This is a genomic window from Saccharopolyspora tripterygii (genome assembly GCF_054778355.1).
Window position 1 is genome coordinate 35,015 of the sequence record NZ_BAAGZP010000057.1, and the last position, 7,783, is coordinate 42,797.

General features: G+C 67.5%; 6 protein-coding genes. 2 read left to right on the top strand and 4 right to left on the bottom strand.

Annotation, left to right across the window (positions count from 1 at the left end):
• Positions 1-120: 120 nt before the first annotated feature.
• The 4 genes from ACYVF3_RS32465 to glf are packed head-to-tail and all read right to left on the bottom strand — an operon-like array spanning position 121 to position 4,965.
• Entirely contained in the window at positions 121-1,230 is a 1,110-nt protein-coding gene (locus ACYVF3_RS32465) for a decaprenyl-phosphate phosphoribosyltransferase (RefSeq protein WP_461158108.1), read from the bottom strand.
• Positions 1,223-1,795, bottom strand: a complete 573-nt coding sequence (locus tag ACYVF3_RS32470; protein ID WP_186459454.1) for a phosphatase PAP2 family protein — start codon at positions 1,793-1,795, stop codon at positions 1,223-1,225. The genes ACYVF3_RS32465 and ACYVF3_RS32470 overlap by 8 nt, the downstream gene beginning before the upstream one ends.
• Positions 1,796-1,817: 22 nt before the next feature.
• A complete protein-coding gene (locus ACYVF3_RS32475) occupies positions 1,818-3,773 on the bottom strand; it encodes a glycosyltransferase (protein ID WP_461158109.1) in 1,956 nt (651 codons plus the stop codon).
• A 1-nt stretch (position 3,774) separates the two neighbouring features.
• Positions 3,775-4,965: a UDP-galactopyranose mutase gene (glf, locus tag ACYVF3_RS32480; RefSeq protein ID WP_461158110.1), complete on the bottom strand. Its 1,191-nt coding sequence runs from the start codon at positions 4,963-4,965 to the stop codon at positions 3,775-3,777.
• Between the two features lie 373 nt (positions 4,966-5,338).
• Here glf and ACYVF3_RS32485 point away from each other — a divergent pair, with 373 nt between their 5' ends.
• Both ACYVF3_RS32485 and ACYVF3_RS32490 read left to right on the top strand, forming a co-directional pair.
• Entirely contained in the window at positions 5,339-6,517 is a 1,179-nt protein-coding gene (locus ACYVF3_RS32485) for a glycosyltransferase 87 family protein (protein WP_461158111.1), read from the top strand.
• 133 nt (positions 6,518-6,650) lie between these two features.
• A complete protein-coding gene (locus tag ACYVF3_RS32490) occupies positions 6,651-7,709 on the top strand; it encodes an N-acetylmuramoyl-L-alanine amidase (protein ID WP_461158112.1) in 1,059 nt (352 codons plus the stop codon).
• Positions 7,710-7,783 lie beyond the last annotated feature (74 nt).

Consider the following 7,783-nt stretch of genomic DNA (forward strand, 5'->3'; position numbering starts at 1 on the left):
AACGACGACCACTCTCACCGGCCCGGATGAACGCGCCGGTGATCGACCGTGAACAAAGCGTGCCGAACGTCGAAGTCCCCGGCCACCGCAGTGACCGGGGACTTCGACGAATGCGCTTTCCTACAGGTAGAACGCCAGGAAGAGGCAGCCGGCGAGGATCACGCCGAGCACCATCAGGACCTTGTCCTTGAGGACCACTTCCTCCGGCTCACCGGCGACACCCTTGTCGATGTCCACGGCGTACCGCAGGATCGCGATCACCATCGGCACGATGGAGATCAGGCCCCAGCGCGACATCTCGAACTCGCGGATGTCGTAGGCCCACAGCGAGTAGGTCATGATCGTGATCGCTGCCGCGATGGCCCACACGAACCGCAGGTACGACGGCGAGTACGCCTTCAGCGACTTGCGGATCTTCGCACCGGTCTCGGCCGCCAGCTTCACCTCGGCGTAGCGCTTACCCGCCACCATGAACAGCGAACCGAACGCCACGATCAGGTAGAACCACTGGGTGATCACCAGGTTCGCCGCCGCACCACCGGCGATGGCGCGCAGCAGGAACCCGGAGGCCACGATGCACAGGTCGATCACCGGCTGGTGCTTCAGGCCGAAGCAGTAGCCCAGCTGCACCGCGATGTAGAGAGCCATCACCGCCAGCAGCTGCATGCTCGTCAGACCCGAGATCAGCAGTGAGCCGCCCAGCAGCAGCACGCACACCACGTAGGCGATCGGCACCGGGATCAGGCCGGCCGCGATCGGGCGGTTGCGCTTGGTCGGGTGCTGCCGGTCCGCCTCGACGTCGATCGCGTCGTTGACGAAGTAGATGCCCGAAGCGGCCATCGAGAACACCACGAACGCGATCACCGCGTCGAGCAGGATGGCAGGGTCCAGGATCTCGCCCGCCGCGAACGGCACGGCCAGCACCAGGACGTTCTTCACCCACTGCTTGGGGCGAAGCTCCTTGACCAGACCGGTCATCAGACCGGCAGGCGTCCCCGCCTTCGAGGTCACCTTCGCGTGGTAGGCGTCCGACGACTTGTCCTTCTCGTCGTCGGTCTTCTCCGGCTCCGCCTCCAGCACCTCGTCGCCGAACTCGGCGCCGATGGTTCCTTCCGCGTCGGCCTCCACCTCGGCCTTCTTCGAGGCGTCGGTGTCCTCAGGGGCCTTCTTCGCCTCGACCGCCTCGGCGGCCTCGGCCACGTCGGCCGAAGCTTGCTTGTTGTCAGGCACGGTTCCTCCGCCGTCTCATGAACCGCCGGGTGACCAGCGCAACGGCACCGCCGAGCGCCGAACCGGCGACCACATCGCTCGGGTAATGAACCCCCAGGACAAGACGGCTGACCATCATGGGCGGCACCAGTGCCGGGGTCAGCTTCTTGCCGGTCAACCCGCCGTAGAGCACCGCGGCGGCCGTCGTGGACGTCGCGTGCGAGGACGGGAAGCTCAGCTGGCTCGGCGTACCGACCAGCACCTGGATCTCGGGGTCCTTCGGACGCGGGCGGCGGACCACCCGCTTGACCGCGATCGACGCCGCGTGCGCAGCGGCGACCCCGGCAGCGGCGGTGACCCACTCGCCGCGGCGCTTGCGGTCGACCAGCGCACCGACGGCGCCGATGGCCAGCCACCCTGCGGCGTGCTCACCGAACAGCGACATCGCGTGCGCCGTCTTGACGACCGCGGGCTTGGCCAACGCGCCCTGCACCTTGCGCAGCGCGATGGTCTCGGCCGTGACCTCCTCGTCGTGCTTGAGGTCGGTCACGTCCTCGGGGGCGATCAGCGTAGTCAGCTCTGCCACTTCGTCTCCGGGAAAGTCGGTGTCATCGGGGATCAAAGACTTGCTTCCAGGACTCCGCGCTGGTCAGCTCCGGCAGCGCGGCGCGGTACTCCTCGCGGAGCCTCGCCCACTCCTGGCCGAGCCGCTTGTAGTTGGCAAGCGCCTCCAGGCCCAGCCGCCGGAACGTCTCCGGGTCGCGGCGGCGGAACGCCACACCGCTCCCGTCGGCGTTGGACACCGTGGCGCTGTCCAGGTTGCCCAGCAGGAACCAGCGAGCCGCGGCGGCCGGGACGTTGAGCTGCGGGCGGTCCGACGCCTCGTGCGACGGCTCCTTGAGGTTGTGCAGCAGCGCCTTGGACGCGCGCGCCGCGATCACCGCCGGGTTCACCGGCGGGTTGAGCATGCCCTCGGCCATGATCGGGTCCGCGGTCGGCGGCGGGAACTCCCGCGCAGACGGCAGCGTCGTGGCGTCCGCGTAGTCCTTGCGCAGCTCGCGGACCTCGGGCAGCGCCGAGCGCAGGCTGTCGAACAGGCCCGACGGGCCCTTCATGAAGTCCTCGATGGCCTTCTGCTGCACCGCCACCGTGGAGTACTCCATCGACAGCAGGTGCCGCAGCGTGAGCTTGAGGCCCTGCTTGACGATGTTGTTCTTGACCTCTTCCGGGCTGTGCAGCGCGGCCAGGATCAGCCGGTTGCGGGTGTGGAAGTAGGCGGTCCAGTCCGTGGCGTCGTTCTTGTCGGTCCACGGCATGTGCCAGATCGCGGCACCCGGCAGCGTCACCGTCGGGTAGCCGTGGCCGCCCGCGCGCAGCGAGTACTCCGAGTCGTCGTGCTTGATGAACAGCGGCAGCGGCAGCCCGGTGCGCTCGATGATCTCGCGCGGGAACAGGCACATCCACCAGCCGTTGTAGGTCGAGTGGATGCGCTGGTGCAGCTTCTTGGTCTTGCGCAGCGGCTTCTTGGCGAAGTCGTGGTCGGTGACCGCGCCCGGCGCCGCGCGCCAGATGCCCTGGCCCAGGTCGACGACCTCGCCCATGGTGTGCAGCCGCGAACGGGCCTGCAGGTTGAGCATCTGGCCGCCGACGATGACCGGCTGGGTCGCGGCGCGGGCGAAGGCGTTGGCCCGCAGCACGCCGTCCGGCTCCAGGGCGATGTCATCGTCGATGACCATCACCTGGGCGGCGGTCGAGTTGTGGATGCCCTCGTACATGACCCGGCCGAAGCCACCGGAGCCACCGAGGTTGTCCTGCTCGATGACGTGCAGCTTGTCGCCGATGGCCTTGGCGGCCTCGTCGAAGCCCTCGACCTCGTGGATCTTCTGCGGCCCTTGGTCGGCCACGATGACCCGCTCCACCACGGCCATGACCTGCGGGTCTTCCCCGAGGGTCTTCAGCGCCTCGATGCACTCCGAGGGCCGGATGGTGGTGGTGCCGACGACGACCTGCTGCTTGGGCATCGGCTGTTCGGTGGTCCAGGCGCCGTCGCTGATCTCCAGCTCGGCGTCGTTGGTGAACAGGTCGAACCAGATCCAGCCGCCGTCCTCGAAGGGCTGCAGCGAGACCTTGAACTCCAGCGACGTCCAGTCGTCGGTGGAGACCGGGGAGCCCTGCAGGTGAACGCTGTCGCCGTTGACCTTCGAGCGGTAGACGTCGAGCCGACCGGACCCCTTGACCTGCAGCCGCAGCACGACCTCTTCGATCTTGGTCCAACGCTTCCAGTAGCTGGCCGGGAAGGCGTTGAAGTAGGACGCGAGCGAGATCTTGCTGTGCGCGGGCAGGCGCAGGTTGCGCCGGGAGACGACCGTCGCCGTGCTGGCCAGCGCTTCCGGCTCGTCGATGTAGAGCGGACGCACGTCCAGCGGGTCCTGGCCACGCGGGAACACGATCCGCTGCAGCACCTGCTCAGGCGCCACGTCCGAGGTCCCTGCGCGCACCGAAGTGACGTCGCTGAGCTTGCTCTCACCAGCGGCGTTGGGCTCTCGGGGGGTCCGGTCGGTCACGTCAGTCCTCCAGCGAGCCGTCCAGCGAACGACCCTCGGTGAAGTATGGAGCGATCTTGTTGTCGAACATGCTCAGCGCCGAGCCGATGGCCATGTGCATGTCCAGGTACTTGTAGGTGCCCAACCGACCGCCGAAGATGACCTTGCGCTCCTTGGCCTCCTTCTTGGCCAGTTCGCGGTAGGCCTCCAGCTTGCGCCGGTCCTCCGAGGTGTTGATCGGGTAGTAGGGCTCGTCCCCGCTCTCCGCGGACCGCGAGTACTCCCGCACCACCACGGTCTTGTCCGACGGGTAGTAGTCCCGCTCGGGGTGGAAGTGCCGGAACTCGTGGATCCGGGTGTAGGGCACCTCTTCGTCGGCGTAGTTCATCACCGACGTGCCCTGGAAGTCACCGGTGGCCACGACCTCGGTCTCGAAGTCCAGCGTGCGCCAGCCGAGCTCGCCCTCGGCGTACTCGAAGTACTGGTCCAGCGGCCCGGTGTAGACGACCGGGACGTCGGTGGGCAGCTCCCCACGCACGTCGAAGAAGTCGGTCGCGAGCCGAACCTCGATGTTCGGGTGCTCCGCCATCTTCTCCAACCACGCGGTGTAGCCCTCGACGGGCAGGCCCTCGTAGTCGTCGCTGAAGTAGCGGTTGTTGAGGTTGTAGCGAACCGGCAGCCGGCTGATGATCGCCGCGGGCAGTTCCTTGGGGTCGGTCTGCCACTGCTTGGCCGTGTAACCGCGCACGAATGCCTCGTACAGCGGGCGGCCGATCAGCGAGATCGCCTTCTCCTCGAGGTTCTGCGCGTCCGCGGTGTCGATCTCGGACGCGTGCTCGGCAACCAGCGCCTTCGCCTCGTCCGGGGTGAACGCACGACCGAAGAACTGGGACAACAGGCCCAAGTTCATCGGGAACGAGTAAATCTGCCCCTGGTGTTTGGTGAACACCCGGTGCTGATAGTTGGTGAATTCGGTGAACTGGTTTACGTAATCCCACACGCGTTTGTTCGAGGTGTGGAAAAGGTGCGCACCGTAGCGGTGCACCTCGATACCGGTTTCAGGCTCCGCCTCCGAGTAGGCGTTGCCCCCGATGTGGTCACGTCGGTCCAGCACCAGCACCCGCTTGTCCAGCTGGGTGGCGGCGCGCTCTGCGATCGTGAGGCCGAAGAATCCGGAACCAACAACGATCAGGTCATAGCCTGCGAAGCTCACAGTCGTCGAGGGTAGCTGGAGCGCGAGGACACCCCGAAACCGCGTTGACGTTATTGGCTACATATGACCACGAAGAGTGTCGATATCGCTGCCGAAGCCGGACTCCTCCTCGCTGTCCAGGCAGTTCGTCACCCGTTCGGGGTGATGGCCGCGACACCGGCCGCGACTATTCGTGGCTGTTAATACCCGTTAGGCGACGCTCCCGGCGCGTCGTACGACGGCTACCATCACGCCGTACCGACGCGCCGGTGAAACCCTTTCACGCAGGTCCGAGACTCCGGGACGGGCGCGCAACGCTGGGTGGTGAGCTGTGGGGTCGACGCGCGCCCGTGACGGGCGTCACTTACTGGTCGCGGCAATTCTGCTGGAGGTCTTGGCGGTCTGGTTCGTGCACTGGATCGACACCCGCGGCTACATGGACACCGAGATTTACCGGCTTGGTGCGCGCGCGTGGCTCAACGGTTACCAGGTCTACGGCGACGACCTGACCCCGGAGAGCCCGGACTCCGCGACGTTGCCGTTCATCTACCCGCCGTTCGCCGCGCTGCTGTTCGTGCCGCTGACCTGGATGTCCGAGACCTCCGCCGTGGTCGTGGTCGCGCTGTGCTCGCACCTGGCGATCCTGCTGACCGCGTACTCGCTGGCCCGCTCCTCGCGCCACTTCGCACCGCACGCGGGCAAGGTCGCCGTCGCCACCGCGCTGCTGCTGCCCTGGATGACGCTGATCGAGCCCGCGCGCGACACCATCAACTACGGCCAGATCAACCTGGTGCTGATGGGGCTGGTCGCCGCCGACTGCCTGCTCCCGCGCACCCGGTGGCCGCGCGGGATGCTGGTCGGCATCGCCGCCGCGATCAAGCTGACGCCGCTGGGCTTCCTGCTGTTCTTCCTGCTGCGCAGGGACTACCGGTCCATGGCCGTCACCGCGGCCACCTTCGCCGCCACCGTGCTGCTCGGACTGCTGGCAGCGCCGCGCGACTCCGCTGACTGGTGGCTGGACAAGATGCTCTCCACCGGCGACTCGTTCGGCACCGTCTACGCGGGCAACCTGACGCTGCGCAGCCTGCTGGCCAAGCAGGAGCTGACCGGCTTCGCGCTGAACTCGCTGTGGATCGTCGGCTCGCTGCTGCTGCTCGCGCTGGTCGTGATGGGCATCCGCTACGCGCTGAGCACCGCCGATCTGACGCTCGCCCTGGTGCTCAACGCGGTGTGGATCCTGCTGGTCTCGCCGATCTCCTGGTCGCACCACTGGGTGTGGGCGGGTCCGGCGATCGCGCTGATGTTCATGATGGCCCTGCGCAACCGCTGGTACGGAATGATGATCGCGGTGGTGATCTCCGCGATCACGGTGCTGACCGGACCGCAGTGGTACTTGCCCAACACCGGGGATCGCGAACTGGACTGGACCTTCTCGCAGCAGGTCGTGGGCAACGCCTACACGTTGATCGGGATCGGATTCCTGGTGTCCGCCGCGGTTGCCTACGCGCGATTCGGCAGGAGCCCGGTGAATTCCCCGGACTTCCCGAGCGGCTCCCTGATTCCGGGACGCTGATTCCATTCCGCGGATTCGCGGCATAGCGGAATTCCAGACGGCGAGTGATCGGCTCTGGACCCATACTCGTTCTTCGTCGCGAAGCGGGTGTCGACAAAGGACACCCGCCCTCAGCCGAAGCGAGGTATTGCCCATGCGTTCTCGGTCCCACCGACCGCGGTTGGCGGCCGCCGCACTGCTGGCCACGTCCCTTCTCCCGATCTCAGGGCCTTCCGGCATCGCTGGGCCGAACCCCGAACCGTCCGGGACGCAGAGCATCCACATCCCGTTGCGCGACGTGTCCGCCGACCGGTCCGGGGTGCGCGAGGTCCGCAGCGACAAGGCCTTCGAGCTGATCGGGTTCACCTGGGACGGACCGGCCCCCGACCGCGTCGAGGTGCGCACGCGCGCGGCCGAGGGCTGGGGTCCGTGGACGTCGTTGGAGTCCGAAGGCGGCGGCAGCGAACCGATGTGGACCGGCCGCAGCAACGACGTGCAGGTCCGCGCGAGCGCGGAGGGCCAGGACGCCACCGGCCGACTGCGGTTCGTCGGCATCGACCCCGGCGAGGGGACGACCCCGCCGCAGGCCGCCGAGCCGCGCGCGGGAACGCCACCGGTGGTCAGCCGGGCGCAGTGGGGCGCCGACGAGTCGAAGATGACCTGGCCGATCGAGCGGACCAGCACCAAGGCCGCCGTCGTGCACCACACCGCCGGCACCAACAACTACACCTGCGAACAGTCGGCCAAGATCGTGCGCGGCATCTACCAGTACCACGCGGTCGAGCTGGGCTGGGGCGACATCGGCTACCACGCGCTCGTCGACAAGTGCGGCACCGTCTTCGAGGGGCGCACGGGAGGTCTCGCGGGCGACGTGATCGGTGGTCACGTGCTCGGGTTCAACCGCAACACCTTCGGCATCTCGATGATGGGCAACTACGACGGCGCGACGCCGTCCTCGAAGACGGTCAACGCGGTCGCCGACGTGGTCGCCCGGAAGCTGAAGGCATCGGGCGTCCCTGCCGACGGCACGACCCGCCTGACCTCCGAAGCGCCCAAGGGGTCGAAGTACCCGGCGGGCACGGCGGTCACGCTGCCCACGATCTTCGGGCACCGGGACGCGGCCTACACGGCCTGCCCGGGCCAGCGCGGCTACGACCGCCTGGGAACCATCCGAAACCAGGCCGCCAGCACCCAGCGACACGAAGTCCCCTGACCAGGACCCCTCCCAGTTTTAGTTGTGGTGTTCGGGGAGGTTGGTCAGTCGGGTGATGGGTGGTTGGCCTCCGA

Coding starts and splice junctions, on each gene's coding strand:
- ACYVF3_RS32490 (WP_461158112.1), top strand. CDS start 6,651: ATGCGTTCTCGGTCCCACCGACCGCGGTTGGCGGCCGCCGCACTGCTG.